This window comes from Microvirga sp. KLBC 81 (assembly GCF_003075415.1).
Lineage (GTDB): Bacteria > Pseudomonadota > Alphaproteobacteria > Rhizobiales > Beijerinckiaceae > Microvirga.
On the sequence record NZ_QDAH01000005.1, the window covers coordinates 1 to 26,112 of the forward strand.

General features: G+C 62.7%; 24 protein-coding genes. 22 read left to right on the forward strand and 2 right to left on the reverse strand.

Annotation, left to right across the window (positions count from 1 at the left end):
• The first annotated feature begins 94 nt into the window (after positions 1–94).
• From DC522_RS05195 to DC522_RS05210, 4 genes are read left to right on the forward strand one after another with little or no spacing between them, the layout of a single operon-like run.
• Positions 95–940 (forward strand): CoA transferase subunit A, encoded by an 846-nt coding sequence (locus tag DC522_RS05195; RefSeq protein ID WP_116527645.1) that lies wholly within the window; start codon positions 95–97, stop codon positions 938–940.
• A 2-nt stretch (positions 941–942) separates the two neighbouring features.
• Positions 943–1,731, forward strand: a complete 789-nt coding sequence (locus DC522_RS05200) for a CoA-transferase subunit beta (protein WP_116527646.1) — start codon at positions 943–945, stop codon at positions 1,729–1,731.
• A gap of 2 nt (positions 1,732–1,733) precedes the next feature.
• Positions 1,734–2,939 carry a 3-oxoadipyl-CoA thiolase gene (gene pcaF, locus DC522_RS05205; protein WP_116527647.1) on the forward strand — a complete coding sequence of 402 codons (1,206 nt, stop codon included), beginning with the start codon at positions 1,734–1,736 and terminating at the stop codon, positions 2,937–2,939.
• A gap of 18 nt (positions 2,940–2,957) precedes the next feature.
• Positions 2,958–4,022, forward strand: a complete 1,065-nt coding sequence (locus DC522_RS05210) for a 3-carboxy-cis,cis-muconate cycloisomerase (RefSeq protein WP_116527813.1) — start codon at positions 2,958–2,960, stop codon at positions 4,020–4,022.
• On the opposite strand, the gene DC522_RS34650 is transcribed toward DC522_RS05210, so the two are convergent.
• The gene (locus DC522_RS34650; RefSeq protein WP_165820058.1) at positions 4,019–4,183 is read right to left on the reverse strand and encodes a hypothetical protein; all 165 of its coding nucleotides are present in this window, start codon (positions 4,181–4,183) and stop codon (positions 4,019–4,021) included. The genes DC522_RS05210 and DC522_RS34650 overlap by 4 nt on opposite strands.
• A 136-nt stretch (positions 4,184–4,319) precedes the next feature.
• Here DC522_RS34650 and pobA point away from each other — a divergent pair, with 136 nt between their 5' ends.
• From pobA to ettA, 17 genes are all read left to right on the forward strand, one after another.
• Positions 4,320–5,489, forward strand: a complete 1,170-nt coding sequence (pobA, locus tag DC522_RS05215) for a 4-hydroxybenzoate 3-monooxygenase (RefSeq protein WP_116527648.1) — start codon at positions 4,320–4,322, stop codon at positions 5,487–5,489.
• 69 nt (positions 5,490–5,558) lie between these two features.
• Entirely contained in the window at positions 5,559–6,437 is an 879-nt protein-coding gene (locus DC522_RS05220) for a protein phosphatase 2C domain-containing protein (protein ID WP_116527649.1), read from the forward strand.
• Positions 6,438–6,591: 154 nt separating this feature from the next.
• Positions 6,592–7,842 carry an extracellular solute-binding protein gene (locus tag DC522_RS05225; protein ID WP_116527650.1) on the forward strand — a complete coding sequence of 417 codons (1,251 nt, stop codon included), beginning with the start codon at positions 6,592–6,594 and terminating at the stop codon, positions 7,840–7,842.
• A 22-nt stretch (positions 7,843–7,864) separates the two neighbouring features.
• Positions 7,865–8,836 carry a carbohydrate ABC transporter permease gene (locus DC522_RS05230; RefSeq protein ID WP_245443983.1) on the forward strand — a complete coding sequence of 324 codons (972 nt, stop codon included), beginning with the start codon at positions 7,865–7,867 and terminating at the stop codon, positions 8,834–8,836.
• A complete protein-coding gene (locus DC522_RS05235) occupies positions 8,833–9,696 on the forward strand; it encodes a carbohydrate ABC transporter permease (protein ID WP_116527651.1) in 864 nt (287 codons plus the stop codon). The genes DC522_RS05230 and DC522_RS05235 overlap by 4 nt, the downstream gene beginning before the upstream one ends.
• Position 9,697: 1 nt before the next feature.
• Entirely contained in the window at positions 9,698–10,378 is a 681-nt protein-coding gene (locus DC522_RS05240) for an N-acetylmannosamine-6-phosphate 2-epimerase (RefSeq protein WP_116527652.1), read from the forward strand.
• 11 nt (positions 10,379–10,389) lie between these two features.
• A complete protein-coding gene (locus tag DC522_RS05245; protein WP_116527653.1) occupies positions 10,390–11,460 on the forward strand; it encodes an ABC transporter ATP-binding protein in 1,071 nt (356 codons plus the stop codon).
• Positions 11,461–11,540: 80 nt separating this feature from the next.
• Positions 11,541–12,485 (forward strand): protein-methionine-sulfoxide reductase catalytic subunit MsrP, encoded by a 945-nt coding sequence (gene msrP, locus DC522_RS05250; protein ID WP_116527654.1) that lies wholly within the window; start codon positions 11,541–11,543, stop codon positions 12,483–12,485.
• A complete protein-coding gene (gene msrQ, locus DC522_RS05255; protein WP_116527655.1) occupies positions 12,485–13,129 on the forward strand; it encodes a protein-methionine-sulfoxide reductase heme-binding subunit MsrQ in 645 nt (214 codons plus the stop codon). The genes msrP and msrQ overlap by 1 nt, the downstream gene beginning before the upstream one ends.
• Before the next feature lie 55 nt (positions 13,130–13,184).
• Complete coding sequence (gene modA, locus DC522_RS05260) at positions 13,185–13,985, forward strand: molybdate ABC transporter substrate-binding protein (protein WP_116527656.1); 801 nt, start codon at positions 13,185–13,187, stop codon at positions 13,983–13,985.
• Positions 13,982–14,677, forward strand: coding sequence for a molybdate ABC transporter permease subunit (modB, locus tag DC522_RS05265; RefSeq protein ID WP_116527657.1), 696 nt, complete (start codon positions 13,982–13,984; stop codon positions 14,675–14,677). Before modA ends, modB begins: the two co-directional genes overlap by 4 nt.
• Positions 14,677–15,783 carry a molybdenum ABC transporter ATP-binding protein gene (modC, locus tag DC522_RS05270; protein WP_116527815.1) on the forward strand — a complete coding sequence of 369 codons (1,107 nt, stop codon included), beginning with the start codon at positions 14,677–14,679 and terminating at the stop codon, positions 15,781–15,783. The genes modB and modC overlap by 1 nt, the downstream gene beginning before the upstream one ends.
• Before the next feature lie 77 nt (positions 15,784–15,860).
• Positions 15,861–17,123: an aminopeptidase gene (locus DC522_RS05275; RefSeq protein WP_116527658.1), complete on the forward strand. Its 1,263-nt coding sequence runs from the start codon at positions 15,861–15,863 to the stop codon at positions 17,121–17,123.
• Positions 17,124–17,183: 60 nt separating this feature from the next.
• Positions 17,184–19,061: an ABC transporter ATP-binding protein gene (locus tag DC522_RS05280; RefSeq protein ID WP_116527659.1), complete on the forward strand. Its 1,878-nt coding sequence runs from the start codon at positions 17,184–17,186 to the stop codon at positions 19,059–19,061.
• Between the two features lie 13 nt (positions 19,062–19,074).
• Positions 19,075–20,823 (forward strand): M14 family zinc carboxypeptidase, encoded by a 1,749-nt coding sequence (locus DC522_RS05285; RefSeq protein ID WP_116527660.1) that lies wholly within the window; start codon positions 19,075–19,077, stop codon positions 20,821–20,823.
• Positions 20,824–20,891: 68 nt separating this feature from the next.
• Positions 20,892–22,235 carry an erythromycin esterase family protein gene (locus DC522_RS05290; RefSeq protein WP_205769509.1) on the forward strand — a complete coding sequence of 448 codons (1,344 nt, stop codon included), beginning with the start codon at positions 20,892–20,894 and terminating at the stop codon, positions 22,233–22,235.
• Positions 22,236–22,437: 202 nt separating this feature from the next.
• The gene (ettA, locus tag DC522_RS05295; protein WP_116527661.1) at positions 22,438–24,090 is read left to right on the forward strand and encodes an energy-dependent translational throttle protein EttA; all 1,653 of its coding nucleotides are present in this window, start codon (positions 22,438–22,440) and stop codon (positions 24,088–24,090) included.
• Between the two features lie 93 nt (positions 24,091–24,183).
• Here ettA and DC522_RS05300 read toward each other — a convergent pair whose 3' ends face one another.
• Complete coding sequence (locus tag DC522_RS05300) at positions 24,184–24,426, reverse strand: hypothetical protein (protein WP_116527662.1); 243 nt, start codon at positions 24,424–24,426, stop codon at positions 24,184–24,186.
• A 203-nt stretch (positions 24,427–24,629) separates the two neighbouring features.
• Here DC522_RS05300 and DC522_RS05305 point away from each other — a divergent pair, with 203 nt between their 5' ends.
• Positions 24,630–26,108, forward strand: a complete 1,479-nt coding sequence (locus DC522_RS05305; protein WP_116527663.1) for an AMP nucleosidase — start codon at positions 24,630–24,632, stop codon at positions 26,106–26,108.
• The last annotated feature ends 4 nt before the right edge of the window (positions 26,109–26,112 follow it).

Genomic DNA, 26,112 nt, shown 5'->3' on the forward strand with positions numbered 1-26,112 from the left:
GCGGCGAGGAGAACGGCGTGCCGACCTATACCTTCGACATCCATCTGCAGGGTGAGAAGGAAACCGTGTTTTTCGATATCTGATTGTGAGCAGCATGGCCAAGTTTCAAAGCCTTCACGACGCTGTCAGGGACAACCTCAGGGATGGGGATACCGTCGCTTTCGAGGGGTTCACCCATCTCATTCCTCATGCGGCCGCCCATGAGGCGATCCGCCAGGGGCGCAAGGATCTCACGCTGATCCGCATGACGCCCGACATCATCTATGACCAGATGATCGGCATGGGCCTCGTGAGGAAGGTTGTCTTCTCCTATGCCGGCAATCCGGGTGTCGGTCTGCTGCGCCGCATGCGCGACGCCATCGAGAACGGCTGGCCGCGTTCCATCGAGACGGTGGAGCACAGTCACGCAGCCATGGCGAATGCCTATGAAGCGGGAGCCGCCGGGCTGCCCTGCGCCATCTTCCGCGGCTATCGCGGCGCAGGACTCAAGGACGTGAACCCTGAGATCCGCAGCATCACTTGTCCGTTCACGGGCGAGGAACTCGCCGCTGTGCCGGCGCATCGTCCCGATGTCGCTTTCATCCATGCGCAGAAGGCGAGCAAGCGTGGCGACGTGCTGGTCGAGGGCATCATCGGCGTGCAGAAGGAGGTGGTGCTGGCCTCCAGGCGCGCCGTGGTGACGGTGGAGGAGATCGTGGACGACTTCGACGATCTGCACCCCAACCTCTGCGTGCTGCCTCATTGGACGATCACATCCATCGCCCATGTGCCGGGAGGAGCGCACCCGTCCTATACCCATGGTTACTACGAGCGCGACAATGCGGCCTATCTCGAATGGGACAAGGTGTCGGCCGACCGCGATCTCTTCATGACATGGATGAGGAAGAATGTTCTCGAGGCAGGCCCTGAAGCCTTCGCCGAGCGCGTGAAAGGGCTGTGAGCATGACGACGATCTCCGATTTCACGCCGAACGAGATGATGACGATTGCGGCGGCACGCGCTCTGTCCAACGACGATGTGTGCTTCGTCGGTATTGGTGCGCCGTCGGCGGCCTGCAATGTGGCCCGTCTCACCCATGCGCCGGACATCACCCTGATCTATGAAAGCGGCACTATCGGCACCGCGCCGAATGTTTTGCCGTTGTCCATCGGTGACGGCGAGCTGTGCGAGACGGCGCTCACCACCGTCTCGGTGCCGGAGATGTTCCGCTACTGGCTGCAGGGCGGGCGCATCTCCATCGGCTTCCTGGGGGCTGCCCAGCTCGACCGCTTCGGCAACATCAACACCACCGTGATCGGTGATTATCACAAGCCCAGGGTGCGCCTGCCCGGCGGCGGCGGCGCGCCCGAGATCGCGACCTCCTGCAAACAAGTGTTCATCACCATGAAGCAGGCCACGCGCGGCATGGTGGAGACAATCGATTTCTACACCTCCTTCGGCCATGGCGAGGGTGGGAATCACCGCCAGCGTCTCGGCATCACCACCGAGGGACCGACGCTGTTGATCACCGATCTCGCGCTCTGGAAGCCCGATCCGGAGACCAAGGAATTCACGGTCGTCTCCATGCATCCGGGCGTGACGCGCGAACAGGTGCAGGACACCTGCGGCTGGAAGGTACGCTTCTCCGAGCGGCTCGAAGAGACGCCGCCGCCCACTGAACTCGAGCTCACCACCTTGCGCGAGCTCCAGGCGCGAACCGAACGGGCCCATGGCGGCAGGAAGGGGAGCTGACAATGCGTGAGGCCTACATCTGCGCTTATGTACGCACGCCCATCGGCCGCTATGGCGGTGCTCTGTCGAGCATCCGTGCCGACGATCTCGCGGCCATTCCGCTTAAAAGCCTGATGGAGCGCCATGCTGGGATCGACTTCGAGGCCGTCGATGACGTGATCTTTGGCTGCGCCAACCAGGCTGGCGAGGACAACCGCAATGTCGCCCGCATGGCGCTGCTGCTGGCAGGGCTGCCCGGTTCCGTGGCTGGCACGACCATCAACCGCCTCTGTGGCTCAGGGATGGATGCGGTGATCACCGCAGCGCGCGCTATCAAGGCCGGCGAGGCGGATCTGATGATCGCGGGCGGGATCGAATCCATGTCGCGCGCCCCCTTCGTCATGCCCAAGGCGGAGTCGGCGTTCTCCCGTGCTGCCGAGATCTACGATACCACAATCGGCTGGCGCTTCATCAACCCGCTGATGAAGCAACAATACGGTGTCGACTCAATGCCCGAGACCGGCGAGAACGTGGCCGAGGATTATCGCGTCTCCCGCGCGGATCAGGATTCCTTCGCCTTGCGCTCTCAAGCGAAGGCGGCCGCCGCGCAGGAAAAGGGGCGTTTCGCGCAGGAGGTCGTGCCGGTGACGATCCCGCGCCGCAAGGGCGACCCGGTGGTGGTGGACAAGGACGAGCATCCGCGCGGCGACACCACCCTGGAACAGCTCGCCAAGCTGCCGACGCCGTTCCGCAAGGACGGCACGGTCACGGCCGGCAACGCCTCCGGCGTGAACGACGGCGCGGCGGCCCTCATCATCGCCTCGGAGGAGGCCGTGCGGAAATATGGCCTCGAGCCGATTGCCCGGGTGATCGGCGGAGCCGCGGCGGGCGTGCCGCCGCGCATCATGGGCATCGGCCCGGTGCCGGCCACGCGCAAGCTGTGTGCGCGGCTTGGGCTGAAGCCCACGGATTTCGATGTGGTGGAACTGAACGAGGCCTTCGCGAGCCAGGGGATTGCCGTGCTGCGCGAGCTCGGCATCCCGGAGGATGCGGAGCACGTCAATCCGAACGGTGGTGCGATTGCGCTCGGTCATCCGCTCGGCATGTCGGGGGCTCGCATCACCGGCACGGCGGCGCTGGAGCTGAAGCTCATGGCTAAGAAGCGTGCGCTCGCCACCATGTGCGTCGGCGTGGGGCAGGGCATCGCGATTGCCCTTGAGGCGGTCTGATTGCTGAGGAGCTTCGCCATGCAGGCATTTCCCTTTTCCTTGCTGCAGACTCTCGTTGGCGATGAGGCCGTGGGGGCTATCTTCTCCAACGAAGCCGAACTCTCGGCGATGCTCGAAGTCGAAGCCGCACTCGCGAGGGCTCAGGCTCAAGTCGGGTTGATCGATGAGGAAGCCGCGCAAAGGATCACGGAGGCCAGCCATTCGTTCCGTCCCGACTGGCCGAAACTGGCGGAGGGGCTTGCTCAGGATGGTGTTGTTGTTCCTGAACTCGTCAAGCAACTCCGGGCTGCTGTCGGGGAGCCTCACGCCAAGGCTGTCCATCTCGGCGCGACCAGCCAGGACATCATCGACACGGCGCTTATTGTTCGACTGAAGAGCATCATCGAGATTCTCGGAAACCGTATCACTGAACTGGTCTCAGCTCTTCGCAATTTGCGTGCGCGGGATGGTGCGGTGAAGCTGATGGCTCATACGCGCATGCAGCGTGCGCTGCCTTTCACTGCCGGGCACAAGATCAATACATGGCTGCAGCCGCTGGAACGGCACGCCGAGAGTCTCGACAATCTCGCGCCGCGCCTTCTCGTGGTTCAGCTCGGCGGCCCCATCGGTACGCGCGGCGAGATGAAGGATCATGGCGATGCAGTCGCCGATGCCATGGCTGAGACTTTAGGTCTTGGCTATGCACCGTCCTGGCACTCGCAACGGGACCGCATCGGCGAGTTCGCGGCCTTTCTCTCGCTTCTGTCGGGAACCCTCGGCAAGATCGGGCAGGATGTCGCCCTGATGGTGCAGAACGAGGTCGGCGAAGTGCGCCTTGCTTCCGGCGGCGGGTCTTCCGCCATGCCGCACAAGTCCAATCCGGTGCAGGCCGAGCTGCTCGTCACCTTGGCGCGCTACAATGCTGGCCTGCTCGGCACGCTGCATCAGGCGCTCGTGCATGAGAATGAGCGCTCGGGCGCCGCGTGGGCCCTGGAATGGATCGTGCTGCCTCAGATGGTGATGGCAACAGCCGCCGGTTTGAACAAGGCGCAGGCGCTCGTCAGCACCATGAGCTTTTCGCCGTCAGCAAACGCTGAGCATTAGGCATCGCCGACGATGACCGTCACTCTGCCGCTTCCCCCGCAATCAGGACAAGGCCTCTGGTTCAACTGGCCGGAGCCGCTGCAGGTGGGGCAGATGTTTTCACCCGTTTGCTTGGTGCCAGGTGCATCTTCATCACCAGGATTTTTCCTGTCTTCAGCCATCGCATCATCTCCTTTTCCGGTGAACGCCGCAAACCAAGGGGCGGTTCGCTTCCTGAGATGCGCGGTCTGAGGGGCAGGGGACGAGCAAGAACGAACAAGGGGCGTCGCACACGACGTCATGCAGGAGGAAACGACAATGCGCACCAAGGTTGCGATCATCGGCGCAGGCCCCGCGGGGCTTCTGCTCGGGCAGCTTCTGCATGAAGCGGGGATTGAGACGATCATCGTCGAGCGGCGCAGCCGGGACTACGTGCTCGGCCGTATCCGGGCCGGAGTGCTGGAGCAGGGCACCGTCGAGCTTCTGGAAAAGGCAGGGGTCAGCGAGCGCATGCATGCCGATGGCCTTGTGCATGATGGTGTCGAATTCTGCTTCGATGGTGACAAGCACCGCTTCAACTTCCGCGAGCTGATCGGGCGGACAGTCACGGTTTACGGCCAGACGGAAGTGACACGCGATCTCATGCATGCGCGCGATGCGTCCGGAGAGGTTTCCATCTACGAGGCCGGTGACGTCACGATTCACGACTTCGACACGGACAAACCGAAGGTCCGTTTCGTGAAGGACGACGTTACGCAGGAAATCGCCTGCGATTTCGTTGCCGGATGCGACGGCTTTCATGGCGTGTGTCGCGCCAGCGTTCCGGCGGGGTCGCTGACGACGTATGAGCGTGTTTATCCCTTTGGCTGGCTCGGTGTTCTGGTGGATCGCCCGCCCGTGGCGGACGAACTGATCTATGCTCACCACGCGCGGGGATTTGCTCTCTGCTCCATGCGGTCTCCCAGCCGCAGCCGCTATTATGTGCAGGTTCCCTCCGGCGAACGAGTCGAAGACTGGTCCGACGACCGGTTCTGGGATGAGCTGCGTCGGCGCGTTGACGAAGAAACGGCGGAAAAGCTCGTCACCGGTCCCTCTATCGAGAAGTCCATCGCGCCGTTGCGCAGCTTCGTGGCCGAGCCGCTTCGTTTCGGTCGCCTGTTCCTGGCGGGCGATGCCGCTCACATCGTGCCGCCTACGGGAGCCAAGGGGCTGAACCTCGCCGCCAGCGATGTCGGAGCCTTGGCCGAGGCGCTGACCGAGTTCTATCAGGAGCGCTCGTCCGCCGGGATCGACGGCTATTCGGCCCGGGTGTTGGCCCGGGTCTGGAAGGCGGAGCGGTTCTCCTGGTGGATGACTTCGATTCTCCACACCTTCCCCGACACCGACACCTTCGGCCGTCGGATGCAGCGGACGGAGTTCGACTATCTCGTCTCCTCCGAGGCCGCCTCCAAGTCCCTGGCCGAGAACTACACCGGGTTGCCCCTCTAACCCTATGGGGTGTGAACAGCCCTTAAGACCAGTATGGACACGGGGCGACCAATATGAGACCAGTTAGGGGTGACCCTGACTGGCCCTAGAACCCTTTTCCGGTCCTTGTACCGGCAATCCTTGAGCGGCTCCCGTATCAATGAGGACGGGTTGGGCCTGCACGGCCATTCGGCCTGGATCATCGATGGCGCCACAGGTCTTTCGACGGAGCAGCTGACCAAGGGGGGCAGCGATGCGGCTTGGCTCGCGGGCGTCATCGGCGAGACTCTGGAAAGATTGGTAGGCGAGCAGCGCCCTGGAGCGGACCACCTGAGGCGGCTCGAAGCCGAGGTTCGGGGCATGTTCCAGGCTGTCACAGCCCATCTTCCCGGCCACCATGTTCACCATGCTCCCTCGGCATGCCTGGCCTTGATTCAGGCTCGCGAGGCTGAAGCTGGAAATCTGATGGTCGAGGGCTTCTTCCTTGGGGACGTGGTGGCTCTCGTGCCTGCGGAGCAGGGCATCGTGCGCTGGACGGACGAGCGGGCGAAGCCCCTCGAGAGGAAGACGCTCGCCGCTCTGGAGGCTGGAGGCCACGAGCCGGGACAGATGCCGGAGGCGGTGAGGCGCCAGGTTCTGGAGAACCGCACCAGGCTCAATCGGCCGGATGGCTATTGGGTCGTGAGCCCATCCCTGCCCTGGGCCGGACGTGAGCTGCGGTTCGAGGCGCAGGTACAGGCGGGCGAGGTGATCGTGCTCGCGACCGACGGCTTCATGCGCCTCGTGGATATCTTTTCAGCTTACACGGATCGATCCCTCCATGCCGCTCTGGCCAAGGGGAGGGGAGAGGAGTTGATCGACGAATTGCGGGCGCTGGAGCGCAGCGATCTCCGGTCGGGAGATTATCCGCGTGTGAAAACGCATGATGATGCGACAGTGCTCGTGATCGCAGCCGAGACAAGCGGTTAGCGCATCGTACGGAACCGAAGGTCCACGTCGGTGAAAAGTGGACCCGGTTTTCCGCACGATGTGCTCTTCAAGAAAGGGGCATCGGATCAACCCCAAAAGTGGTTCCCACTTTTGGGTCCGATGCTCTAGGATTTCAACACTGAGGGAACCGACAATGACACTGACCCGACGCATTCTGATGGGCGTTGCCGCCGGCACCATCCTGTTCTCAGGCACCGCCGCCATGGCCCAGCAGACCGAGCTGACCTTCTGGAGCTGGCGCCAGGAGGACAAGGCCTTCTACCAGGACGCCATCAAGAAGTTCCAGGCGAAGGAGCCGAACATCTCGATCAAGTTCGAGACCTATGCGCCCGAGAACTACCAGACCATCCTCTCCACCGCGCTCGCCGCCGGCCGCGGGCCGGACGTGATCCAGGTTCGCGCCTATGGCAACCTGGAGACGATCGCGACCCCGGGTTACCTGCTCGCTCTCGACAAGCAGAACGTGCCGGAGCTCGCGAACTTCCCTGATGCAGCCCTCGCCGCCGAGACGCTGCGCGCCGACGGCAAGGTTTATGCCGTTCCCTTCGCCATGCAGGCGCAGCTCGTCGTCTACAACAAGAAGATCTTCAAGGATAACGGCGTGAACCCGCCGAAGACCTGGGACGAGTTGATGACGCTCGCTCAGACCCTGAAGGCCAAGAACATCACGCCGTTTGCCAACGGCACGGCCACCGCATGGCAGAACGAGACCATCGTCGGCGGTCTTTTGTCCTCCATGCTCGGCAAGCAGTTCGAGGAAGACATCGTCTCCGGCAAGGCGAACTTCACCGATCCGCGCTTCGTCAACGCTCTCGCCAAGCTGAAGGACATCAGCCAGTACTTCTCGCCGAACTTCACCGGCGTCGATTATCCGTCCTCGCAGCAGCTCTTCGTGGCGGGCCGCGCGGCCATGTTCGCGGGCGGCTCCTATGAGGTTGCGAATTTCAAGAACCAGAACCCCACGCTCGATCTCGGCGTGTTCCCGGCGCCGGTCCTGAAGGCAGGCGACCAGGCGCTCGTCGCGACCTACTATGACGGCGGCTATGCGGTGAACGCGAAAAGCGAGAAGAAGGACGCCGCTCTGAAGTTCGTGCGCTATCTCGCGACGCCTGAATACGGCACGGCCTTCACCAACACCCTGAAGAACCTGTCGCCGATCAAGGGCATCAAGATCGAGGACCCGATCACGCAGGAAGTGGCGAAGCTCGCCGAGAACTCCATGTCCTACCTGATGCTCGTGCGCTTCCGCTATCAGGAGCCGAGCGGCTCGGTGCTGCTGCAATCCAATGTGCAGAAGATGCTCGCCGGCCAGCAGACGCCTGAGCAGGCAGCTGCCGAGATCAACAAGGGCATCGCGACTTACTACAAGCCGTTCCAGAAGTAAGTCTCTGACCTGAGAGCGGCGGATGTATCTCATCCGCCGCTCTTATCCGAAAGCTTGTCCCATGCCCGTCTCGCCCAAACAGGCCCGCACTTTGAAGCATCTCAGCTGGGTGGCGTTTCTCGTCGTCCCGCCGGTCGTGTTCATGTCGCTGTTCGTGGTCTATCCGATCCTCTCGGCTTTCGCCTACGCCTTCTATGAATGGCGCGGGCTGGCGCGCGGCGAGTTCGTGGGGTTGGCGAATTTCAAGGAAGTGCTCTTCGGCGCCACCATGGCGCCGACCGTGTGGAACGCGTTCCTGCACAATACTTACGCGCTCGTGGCACTCATGATCATCCAGAACGGCGGCGGGTTCTTCCTCGCCTGGCTCCTCTACAAGGAGCCCTTCGGCTTCCGCTTCCACCGGGTGGCGGTGTTCGTGCCGGTGGTTCTGTCGACGATCATCGTGGGCTTCCTCTGGAAGCTCTTCCTCAATCCGAATTTCGGCGTCATCAATCAAGCGCTTTATTCGGTCGGCCTCGATTCATGGGCGAAGCCCTGGCTTGGCGATTCCTCGACCGCGCTCGGTGCGCTCTTCCTCGCCAATGCCTGGCACTTCGTCGGCTTCCCGACGCTCGTCTATCTCGCCGGCATGCAGCGCATTCCCTCCGAGATCATCGAGGCGGCGCGGCTTGACGGCACCAGTGAGTGGCAGTTGCTGAGGAATATCGTGTGGCCGCTGGTGGCCCCCAGCACTACCATTCTCTTCACGCTGCTCTTCATTGGCGCGTTCAACTGGTTCGAGATTCCTTATGTGATGGTAGGCCTCGACGGTTCGCCTTTCGGCTCGACCGATGTGCTGGGCCTCGTCTTCTACCGCACCGCCTTCGGCAACCAGAGCGCCAGCATCCAGAACTTCGGGCTGGGCTCTGCGCTCGCCACGCTCATCTTCCTCTTCATCGTCGTCTTCGCGTCTATTCTCACCTTGTGGCTGCGCCGTCGGGAGATCCAGTTTTGACCGCCTTGGCCAAATCTTCCCCTATTTCTTCGTCTTCGCGGCAGCCGATCTCCTTCGCCTTCCTGGCGCAGGTGATCCTGATCGCGAATTCGTTCATCATGCTCTATCCGGTCGTGGTGATGGTGCTCTCCGCCTTCAAGACGACGGGCGAGATCTTCGAGCACCCCTTCGCGCTGCCCGATTTCACGCAGGTGCATAACTTCGCCAAAGTGCTCGGCGAAACCGCGATGCCGACCTATTTCGTCAACTCGATCATCGTGACCGGCATCTCGATCCTGCTGATCCTCGTGCTCGGCACCATGGCGGGCTATGCGGTGGCGCGGTATGAATCACGCACCAACACCTTCATCCTGCTGTTCTTCCTGGCGGGGTTGATGCTGCCCTTGAAGCTCGCCGTCATTCCGCTCTTCATCCTGTTGCGCGATCTCAACCTTCTCGACAGCCGCTGGAGCCTGATCGCCACCTACACGGCCATCGGCCTGCCGTCTGCCGTGTTCATCATGGCGGGCTTCCTGCGCTCCCTTCCGGCTGAGCTTGAGGATGCGGCCCGCATCGATGGTGCGTCGGAGCCCCGCATCATGTGGTCCGTCATGCTGCCGCTGGCGCGCCCGCCCATGGCGATCGCCGCCATTCAGAATGCGGTGCCGATCTGGAACGACTTCTTCTTTCCGCTCGTCTTCATCCAGACCGACGCCTACAAGACGCTGCCGCAGGGCCTCACCACCTTCATGGGCGAGTACACCACGGATTGGGGCATGCTGTTTGCCGGCCTCACCATTGCGGCGGCGCCGATCACGCTTCTCTACATCGCCCTGTCGCGTCAGTTCATCCAGGGCATGACCGCGGGAGCGGTGAAGTAGCATGCTGATCCCGGAAGGCGCCCTCGTCGTTTCATGCCAGGCCCGTGCGGACAATCCGCTGCACGGGCCCGTCCACATGTCCGCCATGGCCCGCGCGGCGGAGGCGGGCGGCGCGCAGGGCATTCGCGCCAACGGCGTGGAGGATATCGCGGCGATCCGTGCTATGACCGCTCTGCCCATCATCGGCATCTCGAAGGTGTGGGACGACCGTTTCCCGGTCTACATCACGCCCGGCTTTAGGGATGCCGCACGAATTGCGAAGGCAGGCGCCGACATCATCGGCATCGACGCCACCGCGCGCCCGCGCGACGGCGAGCCGGTGGGGCGCCTGATCGCTCGCATCCGAGATGAGCTCGGGAAGGAAGTCTTTGCCGATATCGCCACGCTGGTCGAAGCCAAGGCGGCGCACGCTTGCGGCGCAACCTATGTGGCGACGACGCTTTCGGGCTACACGGAAGAGACGATCGCGCGCAGAGGCGAAGGACCCGATCTGGAACTGCTGGAGGCCTTGGTCGCCGCTCTCCCGGTGCCGGTCGTCGCCGAGGGCCGCTTCGATACGCCTGATCTCGTCGCAGAGGCTTTCAAGCGCGGCGCCCATGCGGTGGTGGTGGGAACGGCCATCACCAATCCGCGCGAGATCACCAAGAAATTCGTCCGGGCCACGCAAGCCTGGAACGCCTGAGGGAGAACAGAATGGCCAATGTCTCGATCCGCGATGTCCGAAAGTCCTTCGGCCCCGTCTCGATCATCAAAGGTGTCGACATCGACATCCAGGATGGCGAATTCGTCATTCTGGTCGGCCCCTCGGGCTGCGGAAAGTCGACGCTGCTGCGCATGATTGCGGGATTGGAGGATATCACCGGCGGCGACATCCGCATCGGCCCTCGCGTCCTCAACGACGTGCCGCCGAAGGATCGCGATATCGCCATGGTGTTCCAGTCCTATGCGCTCTACCCGCATATGACGGTCGCGGAGAACATGGCGTTCTCGCTCAAGTTGAAAGGCGTGAGCCTGGCTGAGCAGAAAAAACGCGTGTCGGAGGCCGCAAGCTCGCTCGGCCTCGCATCGCTTCTCGATCGCTATCCGCGCCAGCTTTCCGGCGGCCAGCGCCAGCGCGTCGCCATGGGCCGGGCCATCGTGCGCGACCCGCAGGTGTTCCTGTTCGACGAGCCGCTCTCCAATCTCGACGCCAAGCTGCGCGTGCAGATGCGTGCCGAAATCAAGGAACTGCACCAGCGGCTGAAGACCACCACGATCTATGTCACCCACGACCAGATCGAGGCCATGACCATGGCCGACAAGATCGTGGTGATGCATGACGGCGTGGTGGAGCAGATCGGCGCGCCGCTGGAGCTCTACGACCGTCCGGCCAACCGCTTCGTGGCAGGCTTCATCGGCTCGCCGGCCATGAACTTCATCGAGGGGCGCTACGGTCCGGACGGGTTTGTCCTTCCGAGCGGCGCCGTTCTGCCGTTGGACATCAAGCTTCCTGTCAGCCTTGGATCCGAAATCACCTATGGCATCCGGCCCGAGCATCTTCAGATTGCGCCGGCTGGAACCCCGAATTCCATCCCGGCCACCGTTTCCGTGGTGGAGCCCACAGGGTCCGACACCACGCTGCTCGTGAAGGCGGAGGGCGGCAATCTCACGGTCGTGCTGCGGGAGCGCTGTGCGTTGAAACCGGGTGAGGCCGTGGCCCTGAAGCCGGCTGCCCATCAGGCTCACCTTTTCGACGAGCAGGGCAAGCGCATCGCCACGGCGTGAGATTCCACACGGAAACGTGAAGGCACCGTTGGCATTCTCGGGTGTACCCCTATCATGTGGGTTTTAAACGAGGTTTCGCCGTGTTGATCCGCTACTCCTCCGATATCCTTGCCTCCGAGATCACGCCTCGGGAGGTCTATCTCAACCGGCGGCAATGGATGGTCGGGGCCGCCGGGCTTGCCTTGGCCGCAGCCCTGCCGAAGGGATTGGAAGCTGCGCCGTTGTCGGCCGCCAAGAGTCCTTTCTCGACAGATGAGAAGCTCACGAGCCGTGAGGACGTGACGAGCTACAACAACTTTTACGAGTTCGGCGTCGACAAGAGCGATCCGGCAAAGAATGCGGGAAAGCTCAAGACCTCTCCCTGGACGGTGAAGGTCGACGGGCTGGTATCGAAGCCTCAGGAGATCGGCATCGAGGACCTGATCAAGTCCTCGACCCTGGAGGAGCGCATCTACCGCATGCGCTGCGTCGAGGGATGGTCCATGGTGATCCCATGGGTCGGATTCCCGCTGGCGGATCTCATCAAGCGCGTGGAGCCGCTCGGCAGCGCGAAATACGTGGCCTTCGAAACAGCCAATCGTCCCGACGAAATGCCGGGGCTGCGCTCGGTCTTCCCCGTGCTCGACTGGCCTTACCGGGAAGGGTTGCGGCTGGACGAGGCCATGCACCCGCTCACGATCCTGGTGGTTGGCCTCTATGGTGAGACGCTGCCGAACCAGAACGGCGCGCCGATCCGCCTTGTCGTGCCCTGGAAATACGGTTTCAAGGGCATCAAGTCGATCACACGCATCAGCTTCGTGGAGAAGCAGCCGCAGACCGCCTGGAACAAGCAGGCGCCCAACGAATACGGCTTCTATGCCAACGTGAATCCGAATGTGGACCACCCGCGCTGGAGCCAGGCGACCGAGCGGCGGATCGGGGAGGGCGGGTTGTTCACGAAGAGACGTCCCACGCTCATGTTCAACGGCTATGCCGAGCAGGTGGCGAGCCTTTATAACGGCATGGACTTGCGGAAATACTATTGATGGCGGATCGAGTTTCCGTTCAAGGCGCGAAGAAGGGCTTCGCGCTGCCTCAGGTGCCGAGGATTCTCGTCTACATCGTCGGCTTCATTCCGGCGGTGTGGCTCTTCTATGCGGGCATCGCCGATCAGCTCGGCGCTGATCCGATGCGCTACCTGGAGCAGGCGCTGGGTCTCTGGGCGTTCCGCTTTCTCATCGCGACGCTTGTGGTCACGCCCTTGCGCCAGCTGTTTTCCATCAACCTCCTGCGCTATCGCCGCGCTCTCGGGCTCCTCGCCTTCTACTACGCGCTCCTGCACCTCGTGACCTATCTGGTGCTCGACCAGGGATTGGATTTTGCAGCGATCTGGGCCGATATCGTGAAGCGGCCCTACATCACCATCGGCATGGCGACCTTCGTCATTCTCGTGCCGCTGGCCCTCACGTCCAACAATGCCGCGATCCGGCGCATGGGCGGGCAGGCTTGGGCGCGGCTGCATCGCCTGGTTTATCCTGCTGCCATCGGGGCGGCTTTGCACTTCATCCTCGTGGTCAAGTCCTGGCCGCCGGAGCCCTTGATCTACGCGGCCATCGTGGCCGTGCTGCTCGGCTATCGTTTCGTCCGCTCCCTGGGGAGGAGAGGCGAGCCCCGGCGTCGCCCCGCTTGAAGCCGCAGCCCGGTTCGCTAGGATGCCGGGGCCAAGAGGGCTTGAGGAGCAGGCTATGCAGACAGCACGATCCGGACGGAGCGCGTTCAAGGCGCTGGTCTTCGGGCTTGCTTTTGCCTGCTTCATTACCCCCGCACAGGCCAAGGACGTCGTGGTCTTTGCCGCCGCGAGCCTCAAGAATGCTCTCGATGATGCAGCCGCGGCCTGGAAGCGAGAGACCGGCAAGGCGGCCGTGATCTCCTATGCCGCGAGCAACGCGCTCGCCAAGCAGATCGAAGCGGGAGCGCCTGCGGATATCTTTTTTTCCGCCGATCTCGACTGGATGGATCATGCAGCCTTGAAGAACCTGATCCAGCCCGAGACTCGCATCAACCTGCTGGGCAACAGCCTCGTGCTCATCGCGCCGAACGACACGAGCGTGCAGGTTTCTCTCCAGCCCGGTCTCGATCTCGCGTCTGCGCTCGGCGATGGTCGCCTCGCCATGGGACAGGTGGAAGCTGTTCCCGCTGGCAAGTATGGCAAGGCCGCTCTCGAAAAGCTCGGTGCTTGGGCCGGCGTGAAGGACAGGATTGCGCAGACGGAGAATGTGCGCGCTGCGCTTTTTCTCGTCTCACGGGGCGAGGCGCCTCTCGGCATCGTCTACAAGACCGACGCCGTGTCCGATCCGAACGTGAAGATCGTTGCGACTTTTCCAGAGAGCACGCATCCGCCGATCGTTTACCCGGCAGCGCTGACGAAGGATGCTGCCAATCCGGATGCAGCATCCTTCCTGAACTTTCTACGGTCCTCGCAAGCCAAACCCTTCTTCGAGAAGCAGGGTTTCGGTGTCATGGCAACACCAGGTTCGGGCTCGTGACGGACTGGCTTTCTCCTGAAGAATGGACGGCGGTCCGCCTGAGCCTCAAGGTCGCGCTCGTTGCGATGACGGCAAGTCTTCTTCCTGGCATTGCTGTTGCCTATGCGCTGGAGCGCGGGCGCTTCTGGGGGCGGCAGGCGCTCGACGTTTTTGTTCATCTGCCGCTGGTTCTTCCGCCCGTGGTCGTCGGCTATGCCCTTCTCCTCGGCTTCGGGCGGCGTGGTCCTATCGGCTCTTTTCTCGCCGAGCAGTTCGGCATCGTGCTGTCCTTCCGCTGGACGGGCGCGGCGCTCGCCTGCGCCATCATGGGCTTTCCCTTGCTCGTGCGCGCCATTCGTCTGTCGCTCGAGACGGTGGATCGTAAGCTCGAAGACGCCGCAGGCACGTTGGGCGCGCATCATGCCTGGGTGTTTCTTTTCGTCACTCTGCCGCTGATCCTGCCCGGCATCATCGCCGGCATGGTTCTGTCCTTCGCGAAGGCAATGGGGGAGTTTGGCGCCACCATCACTTTCGTGTCCAACATTCCGGGCGAGACGCAGACCATTCCATCCGCCATCTACGCCTTCACGCAGGTTCCCGGAGGTGAGGGTGGTGCATTGCGTTTGACGCTCGTGTCTGTCGCCATCTCCATTGCAGCGCTCTGGATGTCTGAATGGATGGCGCGCCGCGTCAGGCGGAGGTTCCTCGCGTGATGATCATCGATATCGATCTTCATCATGAGCAGGGCGGTTTCCGGCTCGATGCGCGCTTCCAATCGGAAGGGAGGCTGACGGCTCTGTTCGGCCCCTCCGGGTCCGGCAAGACGACGCTCGTCAACGTCATCGGTGGTCTCATTCGTCCAAGCGCGGGACGCGTTTCTGTGAAAGGACGCGTTCTCGTCGATACGGCACAAGCCGTCTTCGTGCCGAGGCACAGGCGAAGGATCGGGTACGTCTTCCAGGAAGCGCGCCTCTTCCCGCATCTGAACGTGCGTCAGAATCTTCTGTTCGGGCGCTGGTTCACGCCGAGGCGTGAGCGCGATGCGGATTTTGACACGCTCATCGATCTGCTTGGCATTGGGCATCTCCTGAGCCGTTGGCCCTCGACCTTGTCAGGCGGTGAGAAACAGCGTGTCGCCATCGGTCGTGCGCTTCTCTCCGATCCGCATTTGTTGTTGATGGACGAGCCTCTGGCTTCGCTCGATGAGGAGAGAAAGGCCGAGATCTATCCCTATATCGAGCGGCTGCGGGACGAGGGAAATGTGCCGATGGTTCTCGTGAGCCATTCCGTTCCGGAAATCGCGCGGCTTGCCACCTCCGTCGTGATTCTGAACGACGGGCAGGTGACGGCCTTTGGGCCCGCCTCCGATATCTTGAGGCACGCGAGGCTCTTTCCTCACACCGGTCCGGCTGAAACGGGTGCCTTGGTCACGGCCCGCGTGCTTCGACACGAGGAGGCTTATGGACTGACCGTTCTGCAGGCTGCTGCCGGGACCCTCACGGTCTCCCGTCTTGATCTTCCCGTCGGTGCATCCGTGCGCGTGCGCCTCCGCGCAAGAGACATTATTCTCTCCCTCGATCCACCTGAGGGCCTGAGTGCTCTCAATGTCCTGCCCGGCATCATTTCGGCTATTGAGGAGCCGGTCGGCGCCAGCGTCGATGTGACTGTCGATTGCGGTGGCGACAGCCTTGTCGCCAGCGTAACCCGAAAATCCGTGGAGCGGCTTGGCCTTAAGACGGGTTTGCCTGTCCAGGCCATCATCAAGAGCATTGCTTTCGACCAGGAGGCCCTTGGCTCGGCGATGCCTGAGAATATGTGAGTTGCAGCCAAGGAGGTTGCGCCTGCCCTTAAGGCGTGTAGCCTTCCCTCAATCTTTGCCTTTCGAGAGATGACATTATGAACGAGCAATTCCGCAGCCCGTCCGACGCCGAAGCCCACGCCGGGCTCCTCGACCGCCTCGCCGAGGTCGCTGTGCGGGTGGGCCTTGGGCTGAAGCCCGGTCAGGAGGTCATCATGACCGCCCCGCTCGATGCGGTTCCCCTGGTGCGTCGCATCACGGAACATGCCTACAGGGCGGGGGCCTCGCTCGTGACCACGATCTTCTCGGACGAGGAAGCGACTCTCATGCGCTTCCGCCATGGCCGCGACGAGAGCTTCGATGCGGCCTCCGCTTGGCTATACGAGGGCATGGCGGCTGCCTACAGGAACGGCGCGGCACGGCTCGCCGTCGTCGGCGAGGATCCGTCGCTGCTTGCCAAGGAGGATCCGGAAAAGGTCTCCCGCGCCAACCGCGCCCGCTCCAAGGCCTATATGCCGGCCCTCAACCTGATCGCAGGCTTCGATACCAACTGGACCATCGTGTCCGCCGCAACGCCATCCTGGGCGAAGACCGTGTTCCCGGACGATCCGGAGGATATGGCGGTCGCCAAGCTCTGGAGCGCGATCTTCTCCGCCTCCCGCGTCGACACGCCGGACCCGATTGCGGCCTGGGAGAAGCACAACGCCGGCCTCCAGGCACGCACGCGGATGCTGAACGAGAAGAACTATGCCGCGCTGCATTTTAGCGGCCCCGGCACGGATCTGCGCGTCGGTCTGGCTGACGGGCACGAGTGGAACGGCGGTTCGGCCAAGGCGAAGAACGGCATCGTCTGCAACGCCAATATCCCGACCGAAGAGGTCTTCACCACGCCGCACAAGGACCGCGTGGACGGATATGTCACCAGCACGAAGCCGCTCTCCTATAACGGCACGCTGATCCAGGACATCCAGGTGAAATTCGAGAGCGGCCGCATCGTGGAAGCGAAGGCCCGCACTGGCGAGGCTGTGCTGGCGAAGGTGCTCGACACGGATGAGGGAGCGCGCCGTCTTGGCGAGGTGGCGCTCGTGCCTTTCTCATCGCCGATTTCGCAGAGCGGCCTTCTCTTCTTCAACACGCTGTTCGACGAGAACGCCTCGAGCCACATCGCTCTGGGCCAGGCCTACAGCAAGTGCATCCGCGAGGGCGGCAGCATGAGCGAGGAGGAACTGGCCTCGCGCGGCGCCAACAAGAGCCTCATCCACATCGATTGGATGATCGGTTCCGACCAGGTGGACGTGGATGGCATCACCCAGGACGGCAGGGCCGAACCGCTGATGCGCGGCGGCGAGTGGGTCGCCTGATTGGAAGACAAGATTCAACGCCGGCCCGACAGGGCCGGTGCCACTTTGATGAGTTCATTGATGCCGGATCGCACCTTTTCCCATTCGTCGCAGCCGCTTCTCTCCGTTCGCAATCTTTCCGTGGAGTTCGGAAAGGGGCCGGGAGCCTTCCGCGCGGTCAGGAATGTGAGCTTCGATGTTCAGCCGGGACAGACGCTGGCCGTCGTGGGTGAATCCGGATCAGGAAAATCCGTCACGTCGCTGGCGATCATGCGCCTCACCGATTATTCGGGCGGGCGGATCGTCAGCGGAGAGGTTCTGCTGCGTCATGACGAGGGGAAGGCCGTCGATCTCGCGAAGGCCTCCGACAATCAGCTCCGGGCGATCCGCGGCAACGACATCGCCATGATCTTCCAGGAGCCGATGACCTCTCTCAACCCGGTCTTCACCATCGGCGACCAGATCGAAGAGGCCCTCCTTCTTCATGAGAGGCTGACCGTCCGTGAAGCACATTTGCGGGCGAAAGAGCTGCTCCAGAAGGTGCGCCTGCCAGATGCGGACAGGCTATTGGAGCGCTATCCGCACCAGCTCTCGGGCGGCATGCGCCAGCGCGTGATGATCGCCATGGCGCTGGCCTGCAACCCGAAGCTCCTCATTGCGGACGAGCCCACCACTGCGCTCGACGTGACGATCCAGGCGCAGATCCTCAACATCATCCGCGACCTGCAAGCCGAGATGGGCACAGCCGTCATCTTCATCACCCATGACATGGGCGTGGTGGCCGAGATGGCGGACGATGTGGTGGTGATGTGGAAGGGCGAGAAGGTGGAGCAGGCGCCCGTGCGCGAGATCTTCGCTGCACCTCGGCATCCCTATACCCGCGCGCTGCTCTCCGCCGTTCCGCGTCTGGGCAGCTTCAAGGGGCAGCCCTATCCGAAGCGCATGCCGGTCATGGTGCTGGATGGCGGCGCACCAAAAGAAGTCGGCGAGGTGCGCGAGCAGAAGACCGCCGATTATGCGAAGCCACTGCTTCAGGTTGAAAAACTCACCACGCGTTTCGATGTCGGCAAATCCTTCTTCGGTCGGGTGACCCATCGCGTCCACGCAGTAGAGGAGGTGAGATTCGAGATCTACCCCGGCGAGACCCTGGCGCTGGTGGGCGAATCCGGTTCCGGAAAATCCACCATCGGCCGCACGCTCCAGCAGCTCATCGAGCCGACGAGCGGCACGGTGCGCTTCGATGGGCGCGACATGGCCTCCATGAGCCATGCGGAACGCCGCCGTTTGCGGCAGGACATCCAATATATCTTTCAGGATCCCTTCGCCTCCCTCGATCCGCGCCATACGGTGGGCTACAGCATCGCCGAGCCCATCGTGGTGCACGGCCTCATCAAGGATCGCAAGGCCATAGAGCATCGTGTGCATGAATTGCTGGAGCATGTCGGGCTCCAGCCGCAGCACGCCAAGCGCTATCCGCATGAGTTCTCCGGCGGTCAGCGCCAACGCGTGTGCATCGCGCGGGCTCTCGCGAGCGATCCACGGCTCATCATCGCGGATGAATCCGTCTCCGCGCTCGACGTGTCGATCCAGGCGCAGATCGTCAATCTGCTCATGGAGCTGCAGGAGAAGAGGCGGCTGTCCTATCTCTTCATCACGCATGACATGGCAGTCGTCGAAAAGATCAGCCATCGTGTCGCCGTGATGTATCTCGGCCAGATCGTCGAGCTTGGAACCCGCCAGGCGATCTTCGAGAACCCGCAGCATTCCTATACTCGCAAGCTCCTCTCCGCCGTTCCGATCGCAGACCCGCTCCATTCCCGCATTCCGCCGCGTATCGAAGGCGAGATTCCGAGCCCGGTGCGGCCCGTGGGGCAGGAGCCGCTCATTCATCGCATACGCGAGGTGGAGCCCGGCCATTGGGTGGCGCTTGAGGCGGAAGCGCTGCGGGGAGCGGCGTGAGCGGATTGACGGGATGACAGTTCTCCTCGACCAGCGCTTCGAACGCACGCTCGCCCGCCTTGTTCGAGAATGGAGCAATGGCGATCATCGCGGAGACACGATCGAGGTGTGGCTCTTCGAGGATGAGGAACCTCGCCGCCGGGCCGAGGAGCGGCTTTTGGAAGCGGGGGTCAAGGCGCGCATCCGCAGCGCTTACAAGCCCCTCGTTCATGCCTTCCTCGAGGAGATCGACACCAGCGACCTGTCGCATGTCGCCATTCGCTATCCGGTGCATGAGGGTGCCGACCCCATGCGCTTTCTATCGGAAGCCTATCCGCTGCCAGCTTTGCTGGATGGGGTAGAGGTCGCGTTCGAGGAGGGCGATGCGGACCTCACCTACAAGGTGCGATGCGAATATCGTGACGGCCGTGTGGTCGAGCATGCGGTATTCGCGCCAAACCGTCTCCGCGCAAATCATCTGGGGCAAGCAGACCTCGCATGCACGGGCTGGCTCAAAGCACCGGCATTGCTCGATGGAGCGCCAGGCAGGGACGGGCCGTTGGAAACGGAGATCGAGCAAGTCTTTCATGCGGTGATGTATGCTCTGATGATCCACAACTGGCCGCTGCAGGAGCCTTACGCGGAAACGATTGCCATCGATGTCACGATTCCAGGCATCGAGCGACCTCTGGGCTATGGCGACGAGGTGATGAGCACGCGAGAGGCATTGCACGAGGAACTCTATTTCTCCGTTCTCGAATGGTTTCACCATCAATCAGGCAGATCGCTCGACGACCGTCGTCTGATGCCGGGGCAGATCGTGCCGGATGTCCAAGCAGGCCGGGGCGATCCTCATGTGCGCGTAGCCTTACGAGCTTTCATGTCTCCCCAAAATGACGCACGGCCCGGGCAGGATCTGGAAATAGCAGATTCTGCCCCTGGACTCGCCCAGATCGAGCAGGAACTCGCTGCTTTGCCGGGCGAGGTTTTTGGATCGGTCTCACGTGAGGGGAGGCCTGTGCGCGGCCTCTATCGGCCTGGCACGCGTCCCGCCGTTCTCATCACGAGCGGACAGCATGCCAATGAGACCTCCGGTCCCGTCGGCGCCTTCAGGGCGGTGCGGCGACTCCTCGCGAACCCAGCTTCCAACATCGCCTTCATCCCGGTCGAGAACCCGGATGGGTACGCCCTGCATGGGCGACTCTGCGGGAATAACCCGCGTCACATGCACCATGCGGCGCGTTACACGTCTCTCGGAAACGATCTGGAATATGGACCGGAAGAGCCGGTCTATGAGATCGGTGCGCGGCGAAAGGCATTGGAGTTGTCGGGCGCCCAACTGCACATCAACCTCCACGGCTACCCGGCCCATGAATGGACAAGGCCCTTCACGGGTTATCTGCCACGCGGCTTCGAGCACTGGGCGCTTCCAAAAGGCTTCCTCCTTATCCTGCGCTATCACCCATCCTGGGAGGTGACGGCGCGAACCTTGATCGAAGCGGTCACGCGAGGCTTGTCGGCCGTTCCGGGGCTGGCCGATTTCACGCGCCGTCAGCTTGAGCTCTGCGCCATTCATTCCGGCGCGACGCCCTATGAGATGATCAACGACGTGCCCTGCCTGCTGATGGCGCAGGAGCGCCATCCCACGCCGCTCACGCTGATCACCGAGTTTCCCGACGAGACCATCTACGGCGAGGCTTACCGCTTCGCTCACACGGTGCAGATGGCGACGGTGATCGCGGCCGAGCAAGCCTTTGCCATCATGATGGAAACCGCCGTCTGAGCCTGCCGGAACAGGAGACCTGAGCCGCCGTTAGTGGAGAAATCTCCTCCCTTCCTTGAGGTGCGACAATGGCCCGGTTTTCCTGGAAGCAGAATGAGAATGAAGCCTCGGTCAGGGAGGCGATCGGCGTCGTGCGCGAGCACGGCGAGCCCCTGCCTCCAATCGAAGACGAGGAAGCCTTTGGCGCCATGTTTGACCGGTTCGCCGACGCCAAGGTCGTGCTGCTCGGCGAGGCAACCCACGGTACGTCCGAATTCTATCGGGCCCGCGCTGCCATCACGCGGCGGCTCATCGAGCATCATGGCTTCAACATCGTGGCCGTGGAGGCCGACTGGCCCGATGCGGCGCGGATTGATGCGTATGTGCGCCATCGGCATGTTCCCGATACCGACGATGTCGCCTTCGAGCGCTTTCCCACCTGGATGTGGCGCAACGAGGAGGTGGCGGATTTCGTGAACTGGATGCGCGCCCACAACAAGGAACACGCCGAGGATGATCGCGCAGAGTTCCGCGGGCTCGATGTCTACAGCCTCAATTCATCGATCCGCGCGGTGCTCGATTATCTGGACAAGGTCGATCCGGATGCCGCCAAGGAGGCGAGGGGGCGCTATGGCTGCCTGAGCCCCTGGCAATCGGACCCAGCGCGCTACGGCCGAGCCGTCCTCACCGGGCAGAAGAAACCCTGCGATGAGAAACTGCTGCGCCAGCTGCAGGATATTCTCGACAGACGTATGGAGTATCTGGAGACCCATGGCGGCGAGCAGTTCTTCGACGCGGTACAGAACGCCAAAATCGTCCACGCGGCGGAGCACTATTACCGGATCATGTACGAGGGCGCGACGGAGTCCTGGAACCTGCGCGACCGGCACATGTTCGACACGCTCCAGAGCCTGCTCGCCCGACGGGACAATGCCAAGGCGGTGATCTGGGCGCACAACTCCCATATCGGCAATGCTGCAGCCACCGCTATGGGCTGGCAGGGCGAGTTCAACATTGGCGAGCTTTGCCGCAAGGCCTATCGCGAGGAGGCCGTGCTCATCGGCTTCGGCACCGACCGCGGCACCGTGGCGGCCGCCGACGATTGGGACGAGCCCATGCGGGTCAAGACCGTGCTTCCGGCCCGGCCGGACAGCCACGAGCGGATCTTCAGGGAGACCGGACTCAACCGCTTCCTCACCGATTGGCGGGAGAACCTTCAGGATGACTTGAAGAACGCCCTGTCCCGCCCGCGCCTGGAGCGGGCCATCGGCGTGGTCTACCGGCCGGAGACGGAACTCTACAGCCACTATTTCGAGGCCATTCTGGCCGAACAATTCGACGCCTTCGTCTGGTTCGAGGACACCAAGGCGGTGACGCCGCTCACCCATGCCCATGGGAAAGGCATGCCGGAGACCTATCCATTCGGGCTTTGATGACCCCGTCATTCCCGAGGCCGCGTAGAGGGATCCGGGATCGTCGGATGAGAATGGCGCCTTATGACGGTCCCGGATCGGCTGACGCCCTCCGGGATGACAGCCCGAGGGGGCAGGCGTCATTCCCCCGCCTTGCCCCGGCAGGCTGCCCCTGCTAACTGACGGCCAATCCTTTCAACCGTCTATCAACAGGGCTTTTCCCGTGTCCCGACAGTTCATCTACCACATGCGTGGCCTCTCCAAGACCTATTCGGGCGGCAAGAAGGTCTTGGACAATATCCATCTCTCCTTCTACCCGGACGCCAAGATCGGTGTGCTCGGCGTCAACGGCGCGGGTAAGTCGACCCTGCTCCGCATCATGGCCGGCATCGACACGGATTGGACCGGCGAGGCCTGGGTGGCCGAGGGCGCCCGCGTCGGCTACCTGCCGCAGGAGCCCCAGCTCGACCCCACCAAGAATGTCCGCGAGAACGTGATGGAGGGCGTGGCCGCCAAGAAGGCGCTGCTCGACCGCTACAACGAGATCGCCATGAACTACTCGGAGGAGACGGCGGACGAGATGACCCGTCTCCAGGACGAGATCGAGGCGAAGGGCCTCTGGGATCTCGATTCCCAGGTCGATCAGGCCATGGACGCGCTTCGCTGCCCGCCGGACGACTGGGCCGTGGACAAGCTCTCGGGCGGCGAGCGCCGTCGCGTTGCGCTCTGCAAGCTGCTGCTGGAACAGCCGGAACTGCTGCTCCTCGACGAGCCGACCAACCACCTGGATGCCGAGACGACCGCCTGGCTGGAGGGGCATCTGCGCAATTACCCGGGCGCGATCCTCATCGTCACCCACGACCGCTACTTCCTCGACAACGTGACGGGCTGGATTCTCGAGCTCGACCGTGGCCGCGGCATTCCCTACGAGGGCAACTACTCGTCCTGGCTCGAGCAGAAGCAGAAGCGCCTCGAGCAGGAGGGCCGTGAGGAGGAGGCTCGCCAGCGCACCATCGAGCGCGAGCGCGAGTGGGTGTCCGCTTCGCCGAAGGCCCGTCAGGCCAAGTCGAAGGCCCGTATCCAGCGCTATGAGGACCTCGTGGCCAAGGCCAACGAGAAGGGCCCGACGACGGCTCAGATCGTTATCCCGATCGCCGAGCGCCTGGGCAACAACGTCATCGAGTTCGACAACCTCAAGAAAGCCTTCGGTGACAAGCTCCTCATCGACGGCCTGTCCTTCAAGCTGCCGCCGGGCGGCATCGTCGGTGTCATCGGCCCGAACGGCGCCGGTAAGACGACCCTGTTCCGCATGATCACGGGTCAGGAGCAGCCGGACGAGGGCACCATCGCCATCGGCGAGAGCGTGAAGCTCGGCTATGTCGACCAGAGCCGCGACTCGCTCGATGCCAACAAGACGCTCTACGAGGAAATCTCGGGGGGCAACGAGGTGCTTTATCTCGGCAAGCGCGAGATCAACGCCCGCGCCTATTGCTCGGCCTTCAACTTCAAGGGCGGCGATCAGCAGAAGAAGGTCGGCGTGCTCTCGGGCGGTGAGCGCAACCGCGTGCATCTCGCCAAGATCCTGAAGTCCGGCTCCAACGTGCTGCTGCTCGACGAGCCGACCAACGACCTCGACGTGGATACGCTTCGCGCGCTCGAAGAGGCGCTGGAGGATTATGCCGGCTGCGCCGTGATCATCTCGCACGATCGCTGGTTCCTCGACCGCATCGCCACCCACATCCTGGCCTTCGAGGGCGACAGCCATGTGGAATGGTTCGAGGGCAACTTCGCGGATTACGAGGAGGACAAGAAGCGCCGCCTCGGTACGGATTCCACGATCCCGCACCGGATCAAGTACAAGAAGTTCACGCGATAAGAAGGCACCGCTCCGTTCCAGGCCGATTGAACGGATATTAAGGCGAAAAGGGCTCCCATGCGGGAGCCCTTTTCCTATTCTGGCTCTGGTATCCTAAATTTTCAGAATCCTCTTGGCCTCGTCGAGAAGCCGTTCCGATTCCTCGTGATTGCCGGCCTTGTGGGCAGCCTCGCCTCTCTGCCGCAGGTTCATGACCCTCTGCTTGTCAGCCGACGAGAGCTGGGCCGTCTGCATGGCCTTGTCGATGGCAGCCATGTCCCTTGGGCATTGATTGGCGAGAGCGGGTCCGGCAGTGATGAAGCTGAGAGATAGGGCAAGAGCAATTGCACGACGCATGGCATTCCTCCCATTCGCCCCCGGAGTTAAATTATCCCAGCATCCGTAATCGGAAAGGGGTGCAGCCGGCTTCCGATACGGAGGCATGGATCCTTTCGGGGTTTTTTGCGTCTAATACTCGTTTCGGGCTCCGCAAGGCTTGGGTTCGTCGCCTAAAGCGTGTATGACCCTTGAGGCACGAGACAAAAGGTAGAGACGTTCACGTGCCAGCCGATCAAACTGCAGCTTTTCAACCCGTTGCAACGCCCGAAGAAGCCGTCGAGCGGCTGATCCAGCTCCATGACAGCGCCGTCGAGGCGCAGCGCCATTGCCTGGAGCATTTCTTCTCCACAGGCACGCCTCCCACGCCGCTTGAGCGCTCCCGCTTCCGCTATCCCGAGCTGAGACTCGATTACCGGGCGAGCTCCCTCCCGCCGGTGAAGCAGCGCGCCTATGCGAAGTTCCAGGGGCCTGGCGTCTATGCAACGACCATCACACAGCCGTCCTTTTTCAAGAACTATCTGCTGGAACAGCTGAATTATCTTGTGCGCGATTATGGGGCCACTCTCGAGGTCGGCATCAGCGATCAGGAAATTCCCTATCCCTACATCTTCGAGCGCGGCGATGAACTGGGCCGCGGCGCGCATTCGGCCGCTGAACTCGCGCAACATTTCCCGACGCCGCTTCTCGCCAAGGTCGGCGATGAGATTGCCGACGGCACCTGGATCTTCCACGAGAACGAGCCGCGCCCGCTCTCGCTCTTCGACGCCGCGCGCGTCGACTATTCCTTGCGCCGCCTCGTGCACTATACCGGCAGCGACTGGCGCTCGGTGCAGCCCTGGATCCTGCTCACCAACTACCACCGCTACGTGGATCAGTTCATTCGCTGGGCCGTCAAGGAGCTGGCGCATAAGGACGGGCCCTACAGCAAACTCGTGCTGCCCGGCGGCATTGCCGTCGAGCGCGGTTTGGACGAAGGGGCTGTCGAGGAATTGATCGCGTCTTCACCCTGGCATCGCTTCCAGATGCCGGCTTATCATTTGATGCGAAAGGACGGGCAGGGCGTCACCCTCATCAATATCGGCGTCGGCCCGTCGAACGCGAAGAACATCACGGATCATCTTGCGGTTCTGCGCCCGCATTGCTGGCTCATGGTGGGCCATTGCGGTGGACTTCGTCAGTCGCAATCGATCGGTGATTATGTTCTTGCTCACGGCTATCTCCGCCGCGATCGCATTCTCGACGGCGCCGTGCCGCCGGAAATTCCAGTGCCGGCTCTTGCCGAGATCCAGGTCGCCCTGCAGGAGGCCGCCGTGCAGGTCACGGGCGAGCGCGGCGACGAGCTGAAGCGCCGGCTGCGCACCGGCACGGTCGTGACTTATGACGATCGCAACTGGGAGCTCCGCTGGAGCCAGGAGCGGCGGCAGATCAATCTCTCCCGCGCCATCGCAGTGGACATGGAAAGCGGCACGATCGCTGCGCAAGGCTATCGCCTGCGCGTGCCCTATGGCACTCTGCTTTGCGTATCCGACAAGCCGCTGCACGGCGAGATCAAGCTGCCGGGCGCTGCCAATGCCTTTTATGAGCGTGCAGTCAGCGAGCATCTCATGATTGGCCTTGCCGCCGTCGATATCCTGCGTGGCCAGCGGGCCTCCGTGCATTCGCGAAAGCTTCGCAGCTTCGACGAGCCTCCGTTCCGTTAAGCCG

Coding starts and splice junctions, on each gene's coding strand:
- DC522_RS05195 (WP_116527645.1), top strand. CDS start 95: ATGGCCAAGTTTCAAAGCCTTCACGACGCTGTCAGGGACAACCTCAGG.
- DC522_RS05200 (WP_116527646.1), top strand. CDS start 943: ATGACGACGATCTCCGATTTCACGCCGAACGAGATGATGACGATTGCG.
- pcaF (WP_116527647.1), top strand. CDS start 1,734: ATGCGTGAGGCCTACATCTGCGCTTATGTACGCACGCCCATCGGCCGC.
- DC522_RS05210 (WP_116527813.1), top strand. CDS start 2,958: ATGCAGGCATTTCCCTTTTCCTTGCTGCAGACTCTCGTTGGCGATGAG.
- DC522_RS34650 (WP_165820058.1), bottom strand. CDS start 4,183: ATGGCTGAAGACAGGAAAAATCCTGGTGATGAAGATGCACCTGGCACC.
- pobA (WP_116527648.1), top strand. CDS start 4,320: ATGCGCACCAAGGTTGCGATCATCGGCGCAGGCCCCGCGGGGCTTCTG.
- DC522_RS05225 (WP_116527650.1), top strand. CDS start 6,592: ATGACACTGACCCGACGCATTCTGATGGGCGTTGCCGCCGGCACCATC.
- DC522_RS05230 (WP_245443983.1), top strand. CDS start 7,865: ATGTATCTCATCCGCCGCTCTTATCCGAAAGCTTGTCCCATGCCCGTC.
- DC522_RS05240 (WP_116527652.1), top strand. CDS start 9,698: ATGCTGATCCCGGAAGGCGCCCTCGTCGTTTCATGCCAGGCCCGTGCG.
- DC522_RS05245 (WP_116527653.1), top strand. CDS start 10,390: ATGGCCAATGTCTCGATCCGCGATGTCCGAAAGTCCTTCGGCCCCGTC.
- msrQ (WP_116527655.1), top strand. CDS start 12,485: ATGGCGGATCGAGTTTCCGTTCAAGGCGCGAAGAAGGGCTTCGCGCTG.
- modA (WP_116527656.1), top strand. CDS start 13,185: ATGCAGACAGCACGATCCGGACGGAGCGCGTTCAAGGCGCTGGTCTTC.
- modC (WP_116527815.1), top strand. CDS start 14,677: ATGATCATCGATATCGATCTTCATCATGAGCAGGGCGGTTTCCGGCTC.
- DC522_RS05275 (WP_116527658.1), top strand. CDS start 15,861: ATGAACGAGCAATTCCGCAGCCCGTCCGACGCCGAAGCCCACGCCGGG.
- DC522_RS05280 (WP_116527659.1), top strand. CDS start 17,184: ATGCCGGATCGCACCTTTTCCCATTCGTCGCAGCCGCTTCTCTCCGTT.
- DC522_RS05285 (WP_116527660.1), top strand. CDS start 19,075: ATGACAGTTCTCCTCGACCAGCGCTTCGAACGCACGCTCGCCCGCCTT.
- DC522_RS05290 (WP_205769509.1), top strand. CDS start 20,892: ATGGCCCGGTTTTCCTGGAAGCAGAATGAGAATGAAGCCTCGGTCAGG.
- DC522_RS05300 (WP_116527662.1), bottom strand. CDS start 24,426: ATGCGTCGTGCAATTGCTCTTGCCCTATCTCTCAGCTTCATCACTGCC.